The sequence below is a fragment of the Flavobacterium cyclinae genome (assembly GCF_021172145.1).
Lineage (GTDB): Bacteria > Bacteroidota > Bacteroidia > Flavobacteriales > Flavobacteriaceae > Flavobacterium > Flavobacterium cyclinae.
Genome location: NZ_CP089095.1, coordinates 622,192 through 640,778, shown reverse-complemented (window position 1 = coordinate 640,778; position 18,587 = coordinate 622,192). Strand labels below are relative to the sequence as shown.

Genomic DNA, 18,587 nt, shown 5'->3' with positions numbered 1-18,587 from the left:
AAGCTCCAAAAAAAATCGTACTTTTGCCGATTCAAAATAAGATTATGAACAATATTGTTGCCATTGTAGGAAGACCAAATGTTGGAAAATCCACATTTTTTAACCGTTTAATTCAGCGAAGAGAAGCTATTGTTGACTCGGTAAGCGGTGTTACGCGTGATAGAAATTATGGAAAAAGTGAGTGGAACGGAAAAGAGTTTTCGGTAATTGATACCGGAGGTTATGTAAAAGGTTCGGATGATATTTTTGAAGGAGAGATTCGTCGTCAAGTAGAATTAGCTATTGACGAAGCAGATGCTATTGTTTTTGTAGTAGATGTTGAGGAAGGCATTACGCCAATGGATGATGAAGTAGCTAAGTTACTTCGAAAAGTTAAAAAACCCGTTATTTTAGTTGTAAATAAAGTGGATAATGCCATGCGTGAAAAAGACGCGGTGGAATTCTACAACTTAGGATTAGGTGATTATTTCACGATTTCGGGAATGAGCGGAAGTGGAACGGGAGAATTATTAGATAAAATTGTAGAAGTTTTACCTGAATTACCAGACGCAGTTGAAGAGGAAAATCCGTTACCAAGATTTTGTGTAGTGGGAAGACCAAATGCTGGAAAATCATCATTCATCAATGCTTTAATTGGTGAAGATAGATTTGTAGTAACGGATATTGCAGGAACAACTCGTGATGCAATTGACACAAAATACAACCGTTTTGGATTCGAGTTCAACTTAGTTGACACTGCCGGAATTAGACGTAAAGCGAAAGTAAAAGAAGATTTAGAATTTTACTCGGTAATGCGTTCGGTAAGAGCAATTGAGCACAGTGATGTATGTTTATTAGTTATCGATGCCACTCGCGGATTTGAGGGGCAAGATCAAAGTATTTTTTGGTTGGCAGAAAAAAACCGTAAAGGAATTGTAATCTTAGTGAACAAATGGGATTTGGTTGAAAAAGACACCATGACGACTCGTGATTACGAAAGAAAAATTAGAGAAGAAATTGCTCCTTTTACTGATGTGCCGATTTTATTCGTTTCCGCTTTAACTAAACAACGTTTATTAAAAGCATTAGAAACTGCCGTGGAAGTTTTTGAAAACAGAAAACAACGTATTTCGACTTCAAAATTCAACGAGTTGATGTTGCCAATTATAGAAGCAACGCCACCACCAGCATTAAAAGGAAAATACATCAAGATTAAATATTGTATGCAGTTGCCAACACCAACACCTCAGTTTGTGTTTTTTGCGAATTTACCACAATATGTTAAAGACCCATACAAACGTTTTATTGAAAACAAATTAAGAGAAAACTACAATTTTAGTGGCGTTCCAATTGATATTTATTTCAGACAGAAATAGTTGAAAAACCGAAGTTTACGCTTCGGTTTTTTATTAAGATTGTTAAATTTTTCGTAAGAAAATTTTTATTTACACAATAAATATAGTAATTCGTGGTTTATAAGATTTTAATAAAACTATTTCATTTTTATGGGTAAGAAAATTTCTTTCATTGCAGTATTTCTATTTTCAATTTTTAGTTACAGCCAAAGCACTTTTGTGTTAAAAGGAAAAATCATTGACAAAAACACTTCTATTCCACTTGAATCAGCAACTATTTACATAAAATCGGCAATTGATTCCACTTTAATTGATTATACAATTTCAGATAAGAATGGAAATTTTTCATTTAAAACAAAAAAAATAGAAACTGGAGTTTTATTTAAAATTTCATATATCGGCTATAAGGATTATTCAGAAAAAATTGAAAAAATTACTGCTGATAAAGATTTTGGATCTATCAGACTTGAAGAAAATGTGAGTGATTTAAAAGAAGTTGTTATTCAATCTGAAGCACCACCCGTTACCATAAAAAATGATACCTTAGAATTTAATGCATCTTCTTTTAAAGTTAGACCTGATGCGAATGTGGAAGCGTTACTTAAACAACTTCCTGGTGTTGAAATTGATGAAGAAGGAAAAATAACGGTAAATGGAAAAGAAGTTAATAATATTCTTGTAAACGGAAAGCCTTTCTTTGGCAAAGATGGAAAAATTGCAACTCAAAATTTACCTGCCGAGATAATTGACAAAGTTCAAGTAGTTGACACCAAAACTAAAGAAGAAGAATTATCAGGTCAAAATGCAACTTCTGATGAAAAAACCATAAATCTTACTATACAAGAAGATAAAAACAAAGGTGTTTTTGGAAAAGTAAATGCAGGTTATGGAACTGATGATCGATATGAATCCAGCATGCTTTTTAATTATTTCAAAGACACGCAAAAAATAAGTATTTTAGGTTCTTCCAATAATGTGAATTCAATTGGATTTTCAATGGATGAAATCTTTGACAACATGGGCGGAGGAAGAAATAGCTCTATTTGGGTAAACGATAACGGAAGCTTTGGAATTAATGGAATGCAATTTGGTGGTTCTACAGGAATAACACAATCAAATATGATTGGGGTAAATTTCGCAGATGAGTGGGCTAAAAAGAAAATCAATCCTAACGGGAGTTACTATTACTCAAATGCTGAAACAAACAATAAAAGCAGAACCAATAGAATCAATTTATTACCTACTGGCAACACAAACACATTAGCTGAGTCAACAACAAAATCTACAACTGACGGACATAATATTTCGATGGATTTTGAAATAAAAATTGATTCTACAACAACGTTATATATGAATCCTAGTTTTTCAAAAAATGAAATTAAAAATAAAAACTCAGGATTTGATAACACTTTTGATGAATTTGGAGCAACATTGAATGAAAATACAACGAATAATAATTGGGCTAGCCAAAACAATTCATTTAGAAACGATATTTATTTTTATAAAAGTTTAAAGAAAAAAGGGAGAGGAATTAGTGCTTCTTTCAATAACGAAAACAGTAAAAACGAATCGGATTTAGTTACCAAAACAACCACTACCTTTTTTCAATCGGGAAGTTCTAGTGATATTCGTGACCAATTACGTTTAGACGAATCTAAAAACGATAGTTTTAGAGCAGAAATGGGATATAATGAACCATTACAAGATTCTTTGTCATTAAATTTCAAAGCCGTTTACAGATACAAAAAATCCACAGACACTAGAGCAACTTACGATTTTAATAACGGATTAAATATCTATTCTGATTTTAACGATTTACTTTCTAATTCTATTATCTCATCTACTTCTTCAGTAACACCCATGGTAGGTGTAAGTATTCGCAAGAAAAACATCAGAGGAAATATTTCTATGGGAACTGAAATTATCAATTTCAATAATCAATCGGATTATTTATCGAATAAAACAACAGTTAACAAAAACTACATGTATCCTAAAATGAATGGATATGTTAGTATTACATTGGGCAAATCAAAATCAATTTATAGCTATTATTCTTACGAAGTAAATTTACCAACGGCCAATCAAATTTTACCATTTCAAAACTTAGGCAATCCATTAAATACCATTATTGGAAATGCCGATTTAAAACCAAATGAAAATTATTCTATTTATACCAATTTTAATAATTACGATTATGCTACTCGAAGTGGTTTATATGCTTACATAGGTGGAGATTACAATGTAAATAAAATCGTAGCTTCAACAACATATGATTCTGATTTTAAAGCCACAACAACTTACCAAAACGTAGACCGAGCTTACAATACTTATATAGGATTTAATTATAATAAATCTTTAAAGAAAGAAAAGCGAACTTTTAAATATGGTTTTGGAATGCAACTGGGTTACGATTACAACCAAGGATTAACTAATGCTGAATTATTTGAATCAAAAGGATTAACTTTTAATCCGAGAGTTAATCTGACTTGGTCAATTGACGAAATGATAACAATTAATCCGTCTTATCGCTACACTTACATTAATAATGATTTTACTAATTACGTTATTGAAAATACTAAAAATTTCAAACACAGTGCTAAGTTAGAAATCACGAGTTATTGGCCAAAAAAAGTAGTTATCGGAAGTGACTTTGGTTATAATTATAACTCAAATATTGCTGATGGTTTCCAAAAAGATTTCTATTTATGGAATTTAAGTTTAGGATATAATTTTTTCCAAGACAAACTACTAGCTAAGGTAAAAGTGTATGATGTATTAAATCAAAATATTAGTGCCACTAGAACGATAACTCCAACCGCTATTACCGATATGGAAAACATGGTATTACAACAATATGCAATGTTTTCATTAACTTATAAATTAGAAAAATTTGGAGGCAAAAAGAATGATAGCAATGGCATAATTTTCATGGACTAAATAAAAAACTCGTTAGTAAAGCTAACGAGTTTTTTATTTTTCAAGTACAAGTTTATTTTCGCTGTGCTCAAAGTAAGCCTACTTTGTAGGAGATTCCTCTTTAATCGGAATGACAAGGTAGATAATAATAATTTAAACTACCAACTTCCGCCAGCACCACCACCAGAGAAACCACCACCGCCAAAGCCACCGCCAAAGCCTCCTGATGAACCGCCCCCAAAGCCTCCACCACCAAATCCTCCGTTTCCTCTTCCAAGACTACTTAGAATGATGATATCACCCAAATCTAAGCCTCCACCTCCTCTAAAGTTTCCGCCACCTTTTCTTCCTCTTGAAGACAAAACAATCAAGATTATTATGAAAATTACAATTAAAATAAAAGGCAATGGATTATTTGACTCTTTTCTAGAACCTTTGTATTTGCCTTTTAAAACTTCAAAAATCGCATCGGCACCTTTGTCTAAACCGTTGTAATAACTTCCAGCTTTGAATTCGGGAATAATGATATTTCGGATAAGCTCTCCGTTGATTCCAGCTGTTAATCGGTCTTCTACTCCGTATCCTGGAGCAATCCAAATTTCTCTATCGTTCTTTGAGAGTAAAATCAGAATTCCATTATCCTCTTTTTCTTGACCAATTCCCCATTCGTGTGCCCATCTTGGAGTCAAAATTCCAATAGATTCTCCTTTTAAATCATCAATAGTTATGACAACTATTTGTGTTGTTGTAGAATCTGAATAGCGAATTAATTTATTTTCTAATTCTTTTTCTTCAACTGGATTTAAAACATCAGCATAATCATAAACACTTGTTTGAAAAGATGGTACCTTAGGAATAGTGAATTGGGCATTAGCATAAATTCCAGAAAGGAAAAATACTAGTAAAATTAGTTTTCTCATTTTAACCTCTCGAAATTTCGTTAGACAATTCATTTGTATCATCCGATTGATACGGAAAATATTTTTTTAAACGTTCTCCTGCGCTTTTAATTCCTTCAATTAGACCGCTTTTAAAATTTCCTTCTTTAAAATTGGCAATCACAATATCTTTAGTACTATTCCAAAAATCAGTTTCTACTACATTATTAATCCCTTGATCGCCAATAATTGCAAACTTTTTATCTGAAATTCCTACATAAAAAAGCACTCCGTTTCTATCTTTAGTTTCGTGCATGTTAAGTTCAAAAAAAACCTCCTGAGCTCGGTCAAGAGGTGATTTTTGTGTATGTTCTTCTAAATGCACTCTGATTTCTCCCGAAGTGTTTTTTTCCGCTTCAATAATCGCTTGAACAATTTCTTGTTCGTCTGCTTTTGATAAGAAATCTTCTGTTTTAGACATTATTTTTTCTCGTTATTAAAGTCAAATTCTACGTCAACTGGTTTTTCAGCACCAGCAACTGATTTAAATAATGCTTTTTCTTTGTAATCAGACAAAATAAAACTTCTTGGCATTTTTAACACATAATTATTATATTTTTCAACAGCTTCATTAAAACGAGTTCTAGCTGTTAAAATCTGATTTTCTGTACTTGTTAATTCATTTTGAAGCATTCTAAAATTCTCATTTGCTCGTAACTCTGGATATTTTTCTACAGTTACCAATAATCTTGACAACGCAGAAGAAACACCACTTTGAGCTTGATTAAATTGCTCAAACTGTTCTGGAGTAATGTTTGTTGGATCAATATTTACTGAAGTAGCTTTAGATCTTGCAGAAATAACTGCTTCTAGGGTAGTTTTTTCAAAATCAGCTGCCCCTTTTACTGTTTTAACCAAATTCCCAATTAAGTCATTACGTCTTTGGTATGAAGTTTCTACATTACCCCATTCCTTTTTCACAGCTTGGTCTACTGTAACAGCTCCATTTTTAACACTGATATACCAAAATACAAGGATTAATAATAACCCACCACCTATCATATAAGGTAAAAATTTTTTAATCATTTTTTTTTAATTTTTAAAGTTTGTTTATTGTTTAAAGTTGATTTTTAATTGTGTTTAATTGCGCTTTAATTGTTTCTAATTTACTTATGATTTCAAATTTATCAAGCGTTTTTTTCTGACCTTCTTTCAGATGCATTTTGGCTCCTTCTAACGTAAATCCGCGCTCTTTTACCAAATGATATATCAGTTGTAAATTCTTCACGTCTTCAGGTGTAAACATTCGATTTCCTTTGGCGTTTTTCTTTGGTTTTAGAATATCAAATTCTTTGTCCCAAAAACGTATTAAAGAAGCATTAACATTGAAAGCCTTAGCAATTTCGCCAATGCTATAATATCTTTTATTTGGTGTTAATTCTAAATGCATTTTTCAAATTCAATTACAAGTTCAAAACTTCTGAAATCGTTAATCATCAATCTTAAATCGTTAATCCAACGATTGATTTTCTTGGTTCGCTAATTTTGAAATTTCTATATATTCTTTTGCCGAAATACTTCCATAATAGAAATTCAGCGGATTTACACGCTCTCCATTTTTAAAAACTTCATAATGCAAATGTGGTGCCTGACTTCTTCCTGTACTTCCTACATAACCGATAATATCACCACGTTTTACTTTTTGACCTGGACGACATTTGTATTTACTCAAATGCGCATACAAGGTTTTATAACCAAAACCGTGATTGATTTCAATATGATTTCCGTAACCTGATAAGGAAGCATCTGCTTTGTATACTACACCGTCACCTGTAGCGTAAATTGGCGTTCCTGTTCTTGCTGTGAAATCCATTCCGTAATGGAATTTTCTAATTTTAGTAAACGGGTCGCTTCGATAACCAAAACCTGACGCCATTTGTTTTAAATCTTCATTTTTAACAGGTTGTATAGCTGGAATTGCCGCTAACAACTTCTCTTTTTGTTTTGCCAAAGCCACAATTTCATCTAATGATTTCGATTGAATAACTAACTCTTTTGTTAATACATCTACTCGTCTAGTCGTGTTTTCTATCAAATCAGAATTATTAAAACCTTGTAAATCTTTATATCGATTCACACCTCCAAATCCAGCTTTTCGCTCTTCTTCAGAAATGGGAGTGGCATTAAAATAAATTCGGTAAATATTATTGTCTCTGTTTTCAATTGCTTCTAAAACATCGTCCATTAAATCCAACTTTTTATTTAACACAGTGTAATTTAATTTCAATGCTTCAATTTCTCTGGCTTGAATTTTATCTTTTGGTGTTTCAAAATAACTTGTATTAATCAACAGTACAAAACTCAAAAAACCAAACAATGCCGAAGACAATAAAAACAGCATTACGTAGGCGAATTTCTTTCTCTTTTTAGGCAGAATGCGCTTATATGCTAAATTTTCTGAATCGTAATAATATTTTACCTTCGACATAAATGAAAATATACTATTTTTGTGCCAAATTTATTGGTTGACATAGGTTATACGAACAAATTTAAGAAATGTTTCATTTTAAAGCTATTTTATTTTTTAGTTGAAATGTTTTTTAAAACTAATGGTTTGTTTTCCAGCAATCATAAACAGTAAAAATCAGAACTAAATTATTGATAATGAAATCGCAAGACATTCGTAAAGCATACCTTAACTTTTTTGAATCAAAAGGACATTTAATTGTTCCTTCTGCGCCAATCGTTTTAAAAGACGACCCAACCCTTATGTTTAACAACTCGGGTATGGCACAATTCAAAGAATTTTTCTTAGGCAATGGAACTCCAAAAAGTCCTAGAATTGCCGATACGCAAAAATGTCTTCGTGTTTCTGGAAAACACAATGATTTAGAAGATGTAGGTTTTGATACTTACCATCACACCATGTTCGAAATGTTAGGTAACTGGTCCTTTGGCGATTATTTCAAAAAAGAAGCATTGGCTTGGGCTTGGGAATTTCTTACAGAAGTTTTAAAGCTAGATAAAGACCGTTTGTATGTTTCTGTTTTTGAAGGAAATCCAGCAGAGAATGTTCCGTTTGACCAAGAAGCGTTTGATATTTGGAAACAATACGTTTCAGAAGACCGAATTATTTTAGGAAATAAAAAAGACAACTTCTGGGAAATGGGCGACCAAGGTCCGTGTGGTCCATGTTCTGAAATTCATATCGATTTAAGAACCGATGCAGAACTTGCAACTGTTTCAGGAAGAGATTTAGTAAACGCTGATCATCCACAAGTAGTGGAAATTTGGAATAACGTATTCATGGAATTCAACCGTAAAGCCGATGGTTCGTTAGAAAAATTACCAGCACAACACGTGGATACTGGAATGGGATTTGAGCGTTTGTGTATGGCGATGCAAAACGTAACTTCAAATTACGATACAGATGTTTTCACACCGCTTATCGCTAAAGTTGAAGAAATTACAGGATTAAAATATACTTCAAACGAAGTAAAAAACATATCAGAAGAACAAAACAAAACCAACATTGCAATTCGTGTAATTGTGGATCATGTTCGTGCGGTTGCTTTCGCTATTGCTGATGGGCAATTGCCTTCAAACACAGGAGCAGGTTATGTTATTCGTAGAATTTTACGCCGTGCGATTCGTTACGGATTTACGTTTTTAGGAACGAAAGAACCTTTCATCAACAAATTGGTGGAAGTTTTAGCGAATCAAATGGGCGAATTTTTCCCTGAGATTAAATCACAACAACAATTGGTTACCAATGTAATTCGCGAAGAAGAAGCTTCTTTCTTAAGAACTTTAGAACAAGGATTACAATTATTAGATAAAGTAGTAGCTGAAACAGCTGGAAAAGAGGTTTCAGGAGAAAAAGTATTCGAATTGTACGATACTTTTGGTTTCCCAAAAGACTTAACGGCTTTAATTTTAAAAGAAAAAGGCTATTCGTTCAATGAAACTGAATTCGAAACCGAATTACAAAAACAAAAAGCGCGTTCTCGTGCCGCTTCTGAAGTAACGACTGACGACTGGAAAGTTTTAATTGATGGAAATGTAGAAACATTCGTTGGTTACGACCAAACGGAAAACAACGTTAAAATCACTAGAATCCGCAAAGTAGATTCTAAAAAAGATGGTGTTTTGTACCAAATTGTTTTAGACAACACCCCGTTTTACCCAGAAGGTGGTGGACAAGTGGGAGATAAAGGAACATTAGTTTCGGCTAACGAAACCATCGAAATTATCGATACGAAAAAAGAAAATAACTTAATCTTACATTTTGCCAAACAACTTCCTGAAAATGTAGAAGCCGGATTTGTGGCAAAAGTAAATACTGATTTAAGAACTTCGACTTCTAAAAATCACTCGGCTACGCATTTGATGCATTTGGCCTTGAGAACGATTTTAGGAACGCATGTGGAACAAAAAGGCTCATTGGTAAACCCAAATTACTTACGTTTCGACTTCTCGCATTTTTCTAAAGTTTCTGATGAAGAATTACGTCAAGTAGAAGCTTATGTAAATGCTAGAATCGAAGAGCAATTGCAATTAGTAGAACATAGAAATATTCCAATCCAACAAGCGATGGCACAAGGTGCGATGGCATTATTTGGAGAAAAATATGGCGATACTGTTCGTATGATTGAATTTGGCGAAAGTAAAGAATTATGTGGTGGAATTCACGTGAAAAACACGGCTGATATTTGGCATTTCAAAATTGTTTCAGAAGGAGCCGTTGCTGCTGGAATTCGTCGTATTGAAGCGATTACTGGTGATGCTGTAAAAGATTTCTATAAAAATCAGGAAAATACTTTGGCAGAAATCAAAGAAGTATTGAAAAACCCGCAAGATGTTTTAAAATCGGTTGGTTCATTACAAGATGACAATGCAAAATTGAAAAAACTAGTAGAGCAATTACTAAAAGAAAAAATCGAAGGATTAAAGAATACGCTAGTTGCCGATTTCCAAGAAATCAATGGTATTCAATTTTTAGCCAAACAAGTAGATTTATCAATGAGTTCGACAAAAGATTTAGTGCAAGCTATCGGAACTTCAAAACCAAATGCTTTTGTATTCTTAGCATCAATTGAAGATAATGCACCAAATATTCACTGCTACATTTCAAAAGAATTGGTTGCTGAAAAAGGGTTAAACGCTGGAAACGTCATCAGAGAATTAGGAAAATTAATCGATGGAAATGGTGGTGGACAACCTTTCTTTGCATCAGGAAAAGGGAAAAATGTAGGTGGAATTAAGGAAGCGTTGGAGAAGGCTGTTGAGTTTCTAAATTAAAAAATAGAAAGATTCTAAATTATTTAAAAACCTACTTAGAGACAAAATCTTTGTAGGTTTTTTTCTATATTAGCTACAAATTAAAGAAAACAAAAAATGAAAAAGACTTTTGTTATAATATGTTTATCAACAATCAATTTGTTTTATTCGCAAGACAAAACGATTAGTTTTAATGTAAAAAAAGGGGAAGAACTTCTTCAATATAAAATTTCCAAACAAGGTCAACCCTTTATTGTTATGGGTAAAGAAGGCAAAGATTTAACAATTATAAGCTATGATAGTTTATTAAATTTAAATTATGAAAAATCTTTTAAATCCAATTACAAAGGACTTCCTGGCTTTTTTGGAAGAGGAATGTATAGTTCTCCAATATACTATGATTTAAGAGTTTCTATAGATGGCAAATATGCAGTTTCTGAAAATGACAAAAAGATATTTTATCCTGATGGCAGAATAATTGATACTAAAATCGAAAGTTTTTTCTATCCAAAAGATATAGATCATAACTCTAGCTTTATCTCAAATGAAAATTTATGCATTATTGGAAAAGAAATGATAGAAGTCAAAAAAGGTAAATATGAAAAAAGTGACAACTCAATTTTCTTATTCAGAAATTTAAATAATTTGAATGTTAAAAAAACAGAATTTAAAACTCCTAAAATAGAAAGTAATCAAGAAGTACTTAAATGGGGCCTTTCAAGTTATCATAAAAACTTCTTTTTTATGGTTAACAAAGAATTAAACAAAGAGAGAACAAATGATAAATACAACATTGTTAAATATGATTATAATGGTGAAATACTTTCATTAAAAAGCGTAGAAATTAAACTTGACAAAAAATACTTCACAGCTTCTTTTAATGGTTTTGGAGCTTATGCAATATCATACACAGGTATGGCTAGCAGACACGAAATGTCTTCTACTGCAACAGGAAATATCTATACAGATTTAAAAAACAATGTATTTTACATATATGGCCTTTATACAAATGATAAAGACAATGATTTTTATCAATCAACTTTTGGCGGTTTTTATATTCATAAATTTAATTCTGAAGGAGAATTGATTTGGAAAATGGAAAAAACAATTGTAGACACTAAAGATTTTAATAAAAATTCTTTGTGTTTTCATATGCAAGTTGATTTTTACAATTTAAATAACGGACAAATAGGATTTGCAATTAGTAAAAGTAACAACAGTAACTTTGCTCACTTATTCTCATTAAACGAAAAAGATGGTAAGATTATAAAATCAAAAAAAATCGAATTTAAAGTTAATGATTTAATGAGAGAAGGCATTAAGAATGGTTCTTTTCCAACTGGTTTTAATTCTGAAACCTTAATCGGAAAAAACAATGGTAATATTGAAACTCTATTTAGCACTTTTTTCAATCCTAACATTGAATCTTTTTTTAAAAAAAATAAAACAACAAAACTAAATTACAAAACAAATATTACAGAAAATGGGGTTTTCTTAATTGAAGAAGACAACAAAAACAATAAATTTAGAATTCTAAAATTTAATAATTAACTAACAAAAAATGAAAAAACTACTTTACCTTTTTAGTGCTCTTGCACTTACTTTAACTTCTTGTTCAAACGATGAAGATTCAAACAACTCTTCAGGAACATTACTAACAAAAATAATCGAAACTTATGACGACGGAACGGTTGAAACAATTCGATTTGAATATAACGGAAGTAAAATCACAAGAACATATTCTGATTTGGATGATAGAGATGAAACCATCTATACTTATACAGGAGATTTAATTACAAAAGAAGAATATTTTTTTGATGATGGTATAGATAGCTATGAAGAAGTTACTGTATATGAGTATGATTCTAATGGCAGATTAATTAAATCAATCAGAACAGATGAATTTGGAGATGTAGAAACTGACAGCTTTACGTACAACTCAAATGGAACTGTTTCTTTTATTACAATAGCAAACAGTACAACAATAGCATCTGGAACAATTTATTTTAACGGAAACCAACCATACAAAAAAGAAATCACTGAAGACCCAGGTACAGCTTTTGAAATTAGCTGGGTTGAAGAATCAACATTTGATTTAAAAGTAAGTCCTTTTGCTAATGTTACAGGTTTTAACAAAATTGTAATTGGGACACCATCTTACACAAGAGGTTATCCGGGTATAGTTGGTAATTCTTTAGATTTTTCAATTGATAACACACTTGAAGAAAGATCAACTTATACTTACAACGGTAATAATATGCCTTCAACAGAGACATATATTGATTTTAACAATAGTGATTACAATTCAATTAGTCAGTATTTCTATAACTAATTGAGTTGTCCTAAAAAAGGTTGACTCGTTAATAATCCAAATATAGTTAAATCGTAACAGAATTAATTCTGTTACGATTTATTTTTTTCCATTGTTTTAAATGTATTATTTTTTGTTGATGTGCTTGGTTTGGAGTTATCATATTAATTGACATATGTATTCTAAAATTGTTGTATAAAGTTATGGCCTGTGTAACTTGTTTGTTTAAATTTTGATAGTTTTCAAATATTTCATGTAAACCAAATTCTTCTTTTAAAATTCCATTTACTCTTTCTGCCACTGCATTTTCATATGGGTCGTATTCTTGCGTCATACTAATTAAAATATTGTTTTTCTTTAACAATTCGGTATACTCTTTACTACAGTATTGTAAACCTCTATCAGAATGGTGAATGAGTTGATTTTTTGTTTTCCTCTTAATCAAAGCCATTTCTAAAGCTTTTACAGTAGTTGAGCTCATTAAATTATCTGACAATTGATATCCTACAATTTTCTTGGAACACGCATCAGTGAGTAAATGCAAATAATATGTTTTCTCTTTTGTTCGTAAATATGTTATATCAGCAACCCAAACCTGCTCAGGTCTGTTAAGTACTAAATTGCTAATTAAATTTGGATAGCGTTTCATCCAATGTCTTGAATTTGTTGTTTTGTAATATCTTCGAGCTTTAGGAACTTGTAAATATTCTGCTTTTAAAAAATCTAAAAAATTATCCCGACCAATTGATATATGGTGTTTTATAAATTCATCTTGTAACATTACATGAAGTTTTTTACCACCTGTTCGGGGTAATTGCTTACGAATAGTAACTACCAAACTTCGTAATAATTCTGAGTTGTATTTAGGTGTTTTTACCTTTGACTTTCGCTTGTAAAATGCTTGTTTTGTGTATCCAAACAGTTCGCATAACTCATAAATAGTCAATGAACTATTTATATTTATTTCTTCGACTGCTTGGAACCAGACTTTTTTACAATATCAATTTTAAGTTCACGTTCAGCTATTTCAATAAATCGTTTAAATACTTTTAATTCTTCTTCTTTTTTCGCTAATTGAGCTTCTAGCTCTTTTATACGCTGTTGTTGAGGATCTTTCATAGGACGACCAATAGTTAATTTATCTTCATAGGTAAATTTACCATATTTTTTTAACCATCTTGGTATACAACTACTACCTAAAATATTGTAACGTCTTCGAAGCTCTGCTTTTGTAAATAAACCCCTCTCAAATTCACTTACAACTTGACGTTTAAATGCTTCGCTGTAAATTTGTGGGACAGTTGGAATTTTTGAAATTTTCTTTTTTGTTGACATATTATGTGATTTTTAGTCAACTTTTTTCAGGACAAGACATTTCTTACTTCTCTAAAAATAGGCAAATCCACTTCGGGATTGAAATTTACGATGTAGGTATTCATTTTTACTACGTCTTTGAAAGTAGCATTGCAATTTGTGAGTTGCTTTTCTAAATTTTGAAAAGTAGCAATGGTTTGGGCTTCTAAATCGTCGCCATCACCGATTTGTCCAGAAATATAAATCGTTTTAAAATTTCCGGTTTTTACAACTACTGTTTGAGAAAAACCTTCGTTAGGTTCTAAATATTCTTTTTCAATCATTCCCTATAAGTTTACACTTATTAATTTACCCTAAATAAACAAAAAATTAATAGAATTCTCACAATATAAGTCTGGTTTTTTTCGTACCTTTAATAGGAACAAAATCAATAAATTATGAAATCTTTACTATATATATTTTTATTCTTTGCATTTACAGTTGGAATTGCACAAGAAGCAATTATTGAAAAGCCAAATCAATTTTCTTATGGAATTGTAATGGGTGGAAATTTTTATAATATTGCCAATAACAACACCGATAACGCTTACATTCCTGAAGATATATCACCTTCGTTTGTAATTGGGGTTTATGGTGAATATAATTTCACAAAAAATATGGGCGTTAAAATTGATGCCATTTATTACAATAAGGATTTTCTATTTGACATCAAAAGCAAATTAATTACCATGAATTTTGTTGATTTCTCTGCTAATTTCAAATATGATTTCGGAGAAACTTACAGAGATGGATTCTATTTAATAGGTGGCCCAAAAATTTCAGTTATTGCTGATGCCGATTCAGAAAATGAAGATGTTAAACATCATTTTGAAACCTTGAACTTAGGCGCTCAATTAGGTTTCGGATGGCGAATTTATAAGTACTTCGATCTTCAAACAAAATTAGAATATGAAGTAACTCCATTTTTCAAATTAGATAATGGAGATAATAGTAAATTTTTTAACGCAATTATTACTTTAAATGTTGATATTGCTAAAATGATTAAATAATTCGTGTTATTGATAAATTAGCTTTAAAGTCAGAATTAAAAAATATTAATTAATTTTGGCAAAAACTCAATTCAATTGCAATTCAGAACAAAAATACAAGTCGAAAAAAGTGCTTTTCCAATCGATTACGATTCAAAGATCTTATTATTAGGTTCTTGTTTTGCAGAAAATATGGGAATGAAATTTGATTTCTTTAAATTTCAAGCTACAACAAATCCTTTTGGAATTATTTTTAATGCGGTTTCTTTAGAGAAATTAATTCGTCGCATTGTTGAAAATAATAAGTTTACCGAAAAAGATATTTTTTTTCATAACGATTTATGGCATTGTTTCGAGGTACACTCTGAGTGGTCAAATCCTGACAAAGAAATCTTTTTGAGTAATTTGAATTCGATTTTAGAATTGACAAATCAACAAATTAGTTCTTTAAAACATTGCATTATCACTTTAGGAACATCGTGGATTTATCGAAATATTGAATCCAATGAAATTGTTGCCAATTGTCATAAAGTACCGCAAAAGCAGTTTGTAAAAGAATTACTATCTATTAATCAAATTGAAGAGAGTTTACAAAACATTGTTTCTTTATTGCAATCTGTTAATCCTGATTGTAAATTTATATTCACAGTTTCTCCTGTACGCCATATAAAAGATGGTTTTACGGAAAACACTTTGAGTAAAGCACATTTGATTGCGGCTATACATTCAGTATTTAATCAAAATTTCTCTACTTCGCTCGAACTGACAACAAATCAAAATCAAAAAAACAACAAGCTATCACGTATCACCCATCACTCATCATCCATCACTTATTTTCCAGCATATGAAATCATGTTAGATGAATTGCGCGACTATCGTTTTTATACAGAAGATATGTTACATCCAAATCAAACGGCTATCGATTATATTTGGGAACAATTCTTAATAAATCACATTTCAGAATCAGTCTATGAAATAATGGATGAAATCAGTGCGATTCAAAAAGGATTACAACATCGTCCGTTTAATCCGAATACAGAAAGTCATCAAAAATTTTTAAACAACTTAAAATTAAAAATGACAACTCTCGAAAAAAAGTTGCCATTTATATCTTTTTAGATTAACTATTTAATTCTTCAATTTCTAATTGAACCGTTTCCCAATCTTCCAATAATTGATCCAATTCTTTTTTCTTCTTTTCATAAGCAGCAAAAAATGTTGCATCTTCAATATGTTTGTCATAATTAGAAGCCAAAGCTTTATCATCTGCCTGAATGGCTTTTTCTAATTGCTGAATTTGGCTTTCAATCTTGCTTAATTTATTTTGAAGTGCTTTTGCTTTCTTTTGATCTTCGTAAGAAATATTCTTTACCGCTTTAGTTTGAGTTTGCGTATTTACTGCAACATCTTTCTTCTCAATTTCGCGCATGTTCATGGCGTTTTTCTGTTCTAAGAAGAAATTGATATCACCTAAATATTCGCGAATCTTTTGATCTTTGAATTCGTAAACTATATTAGACATTCCTTGTAAGAAATCACGATCGTGAGACACTAACAGCAAAGTTCCTTCAAACTGTTGCAAAGCGGCTTTTAAAACGTTTTTAGACTTAATATCTAAGTGATTCGTTGGTTCGTCCATTACCAAGACATTAATCGGCTGTAAAAGCAATTTACAAAGTGCTAAACGATTTCGTTCGCCACCCGAAAGTACTTTAACTTTTTTCTCTACTTCATCGCCTCGAAATAAAAACGCTCCCAACATATCACGAACTTTTGAACGATTCGTGTCGGTTGCAGCTTCCAACATCGTATCAAGCAATGTTTTTTCACCATCTAAATACTCCGCTTGATTTTGAGCGAAGTAACCTAATTGTACATTGTGTCCAAGTTTGATGGTTCCTTCGTATTCAAATTCATTTACAATCGCTTTCATAAAAGTTGATTTCCCTTGACCGTTTTGTCCAACGAATGCGACTTTACTTCCACGTTCTACTAAAAGTGAAATATCTTTTAAAATTACTTTATCGCCATAAGCTTTTGTCACGTGTTCTGCTTCTACAACAACACGACCAGGAGTTTGGGAAACAGGAAATGAAATATTCATCACCGAATTATCATCTTCATCCACTTCAATTCGTTCTACTTTATCTAATTTTTTAATCAAGGATTGCGCCATTGATGCTTTAGATGCTTTGGCACGGAATTTCTCAATTAATTTCTCGGTTTCTTCAATTTTTTTAGCTTGATTTTTTTGAGTTGCTAATTGCTTTTCGCGAATTTCTTGACGTAATACTAAATATTCCGAATACGGTTTATTAAAATCGTATGCTTTTCCTAATGAAATTTCAATGGTACGATTTGTCACATTATCCAAAAACATTTTATCGTGAGAGACAATCACAACAACTCCCGGAAAGTTTCTCAAAAAACTTTCTAACCAAATGATACTTTCAATATCCAAGTGGTTGGTAGGCTCATCCAAAAGTAAAATATCGTTCGATTGCAATAACAATTTTGCTAATTCAATACGCATTCTCCATCCACCTGAAAAAGTATCGGTTTGATTATCGAAATCTTCCCTTTTGAATCCAAGACCTAACAAAATTTTCTCGGTATCACCCACATAATTATATCCTCCAAGAACTTCGTAATGATGCGTAACATCACTTAATTCCTCAATTAAATCAGAATATTCCTGACTTTCATAATCGGTTCTAGTTATTAATTGATGATTGATTTCTTCGATTCTGAATTCGGCACGCTTGATTTCTTCGAAAGCCATATACGCTTCCTCTAAAACCGTTCTTCCTTTTACAAAATCAATATCTTGACGAAGAAAACCAATTTTTACTTCTTTTTCTGTAGCAATAGTTCCGCTGTCAGGTTTAAAATCTCCCGCAAGCATTTTCAACATAGTTGATTTTCCTGCACCATTTTTTCCTACAAGTCCCACTCTGTCTCCAGAACCAAGTCTAAAAGTTACTTCTTCAAAAAGATACGTTCCACCAAATGAAACCGATAAATTATGTATGTTTAGCATATTGATTGTTACAATTGTTACACATAGAATTGTTAGTTATTGTACCTTTGTGTAAAATTTTTTGCAAATGTTAAAAAAAGGATCCAAATTAAATAGTATTTTAACAGGAAGTTGTCCAACTTGCCATGAAGAAAGCATGTATTTAGACAAAAATCCCTATAATGTTTTAAATGTTTACAAAATGCATGAAAAATGCAGCCATTGTGGAACCAAGTATAAAATGGAACCTTCCTTTTTTTATGGTGCTATGTATGTGAGTTACGCTTTAGGAATTGCCTTTGGTGTTGCAGCTTTTATTATTACCTTTTTCTTTGTTGGAGAAAAAAGCCTTATAACAAATTTCATAGTTATCATAGCCACATTAATTGTTTTTATGCCAGTTATCATGCGTTTATCAAGAAACATATGGGTAAACATGTTTATTAGTTACGACAAAGATTGGAAAGATCATATTGATGAGAAAAATAAACCTACATTACGTTAAGA

Annotated in this window: 16 protein-coding genes; 8 read left to right on the top strand and 8 right to left on the bottom strand. The window is 31.4% G+C overall.

Features of this window, described 5'->3' with window-relative positions; translation table 11 throughout:
- Nucleotides 1-44: 44 nt before the first annotated feature.
- Together der and LOS86_RS02995 are read left to right on the top strand one after the other, a co-directional pair.
- Entirely contained in the window at nucleotides 45-1,355 is a 1,311-nt protein-coding gene (der, locus tag LOS86_RS03000) for a ribosome biogenesis GTPase Der (protein WP_231843176.1), read from the top strand.
- A gap of 129 nt (nucleotides 1,356-1,484) precedes the next feature.
- Nucleotides 1,485-4,271 carry an outer membrane beta-barrel protein gene (locus LOS86_RS02995; RefSeq protein WP_231843175.1) on the top strand — a complete coding sequence of 929 codons (2,787 nt, stop codon included), beginning with the start codon at nucleotides 1,485-1,487 and terminating at the stop codon, nucleotides 4,269-4,271.
- Nucleotides 4,272-4,408: 137 nt separating this feature from the next.
- On the opposite strand, the gene LOS86_RS02990 is transcribed toward LOS86_RS02995, so the two are convergent.
- From LOS86_RS02990 to LOS86_RS02970, 5 genes are read right to left on the bottom strand one after another with little or no spacing between them, the layout of a single operon-like run.
- The gene (locus LOS86_RS02990; protein WP_231843174.1) at nucleotides 4,409-5,170 is read right to left on the bottom strand and encodes a TPM domain-containing protein; all 762 of its coding nucleotides are present in this window, start codon (nucleotides 5,168-5,170) and stop codon (nucleotides 4,409-4,411) included.
- Between the two features lies 1 nt (nucleotide 5,171).
- Complete coding sequence (locus LOS86_RS02985; RefSeq protein WP_231843173.1) at nucleotides 5,172-5,609, bottom strand: TPM domain-containing protein; 438 nt, start codon at nucleotides 5,607-5,609, stop codon at nucleotides 5,172-5,174.
- Nucleotides 5,609-6,214 (bottom strand): LemA family protein, encoded by a 606-nt coding sequence (locus tag LOS86_RS02980; protein WP_231843172.1) that lies wholly within the window; start codon nucleotides 6,212-6,214, stop codon nucleotides 5,609-5,611. Before LOS86_RS02980 ends, LOS86_RS02985 begins: the two co-directional genes overlap by 1 nt.
- Nucleotides 6,215-6,245: 31 nt before the next feature.
- The gene (locus LOS86_RS02975; protein ID WP_231843171.1) at nucleotides 6,246-6,578 is read right to left on the bottom strand and encodes a MerR family transcriptional regulator; all 333 of its coding nucleotides are present in this window, start codon (nucleotides 6,576-6,578) and stop codon (nucleotides 6,246-6,248) included.
- A gap of 60 nt (nucleotides 6,579-6,638) precedes the next feature.
- Nucleotides 6,639-7,616: a M23 family metallopeptidase gene (locus LOS86_RS02970; RefSeq protein WP_231843170.1), complete on the bottom strand. Its 978-nt coding sequence runs from the start codon at nucleotides 7,614-7,616 to the stop codon at nucleotides 6,639-6,641.
- A gap of 176 nt (nucleotides 7,617-7,792) precedes the next feature.
- On the opposite strand from LOS86_RS02970, the gene alaS reads away from it, so the two are divergent.
- The 3 genes from alaS to LOS86_RS02955 all read left to right on the top strand — a co-directional run bounded on the left by alaS (nucleotide 7,793) and on the right by LOS86_RS02955 (nucleotide 12,740).
- Nucleotides 7,793-10,429, top strand: a complete 2,637-nt coding sequence (gene alaS / locus LOS86_RS02965; protein ID WP_231843169.1) for an alanine--tRNA ligase — start codon at nucleotides 7,793-7,795, stop codon at nucleotides 10,427-10,429.
- A 96-nt stretch (nucleotides 10,430-10,525) separates the two neighbouring features.
- The gene (locus LOS86_RS02960) at nucleotides 10,526-11,959 is read left to right on the top strand and encodes a hypothetical protein (RefSeq protein ID WP_231843168.1); all 1,434 of its coding nucleotides are present in this window, start codon (nucleotides 10,526-10,528) and stop codon (nucleotides 11,957-11,959) included.
- A 10-nt stretch (nucleotides 11,960-11,969) separates the two neighbouring features.
- The gene (locus LOS86_RS02955; RefSeq protein ID WP_231843167.1) at nucleotides 11,970-12,740 is read left to right on the top strand and encodes a hypothetical protein; all 771 of its coding nucleotides are present in this window, start codon (nucleotides 11,970-11,972) and stop codon (nucleotides 12,738-12,740) included.
- Nucleotides 12,741-12,786: 46 nt separating this feature from the next.
- Here LOS86_RS02955 and LOS86_RS02950 read toward each other — a convergent pair.
- Both LOS86_RS02950 and LOS86_RS02945 read right to left on the bottom strand, forming a co-directional pair.
- Nucleotides 12,787-14,054 (bottom strand): IS3 family transposase gene (locus LOS86_RS02950; RefSeq protein ID WP_231841609.1). Its coding sequence is split into 2 segments (ribosomal slippage): nucleotides 12,787-13,715 and nucleotides 13,715-14,054, totalling 1,269 coding nucleotides; the frame shifts between segments, so codons are not numbered across the junction.
- Nucleotides 14,055-14,080: 26 nt separating this feature from the next.
- Nucleotides 14,081-14,356: a RidA family protein gene (locus LOS86_RS02945; RefSeq protein ID WP_231843166.1), complete on the bottom strand. Its 276-nt coding sequence runs from the start codon at nucleotides 14,354-14,356 to the stop codon at nucleotides 14,081-14,083.
- A gap of 114 nt (nucleotides 14,357-14,470) precedes the next feature.
- On the opposite strand from LOS86_RS02945, the gene LOS86_RS02940 reads away from it, so the two are divergent.
- Nucleotides 14,471-15,082, top strand: a complete 612-nt coding sequence (locus LOS86_RS02940) for an outer membrane beta-barrel protein (RefSeq protein ID WP_231843165.1) — start codon at nucleotides 14,471-14,473, stop codon at nucleotides 15,080-15,082.
- 75 nt (nucleotides 15,083-15,157) lie between these two features.
- Nucleotides 15,158-16,180: a GSCFA domain-containing protein gene (locus LOS86_RS02935; RefSeq protein ID WP_231843164.1), complete on the top strand. Its 1,023-nt coding sequence runs from the start codon at nucleotides 15,158-15,160 to the stop codon at nucleotides 16,178-16,180.
- 1 nt (nucleotide 16,181) lies between these two features.
- On the opposite strand, the gene LOS86_RS02930 is transcribed toward LOS86_RS02935, so the two are convergent.
- Entirely contained in the window at nucleotides 16,182-18,101 is a 1,920-nt protein-coding gene (locus tag LOS86_RS02930) for an ABC-F family ATP-binding cassette domain-containing protein (protein WP_231843163.1), read from the bottom strand.
- Nucleotides 18,102-18,168: 67 nt separating this feature from the next.
- Between LOS86_RS02930 and LOS86_RS02925 the strand changes: the two genes are divergently transcribed.
- Complete coding sequence (locus LOS86_RS02925) at nucleotides 18,169-18,585, top strand: DUF983 domain-containing protein (RefSeq protein WP_231843162.1); 417 nt, start codon at nucleotides 18,169-18,171, stop codon at nucleotides 18,583-18,585.
- Nucleotides 18,586-18,587: the final 2 nt, after the last annotated feature.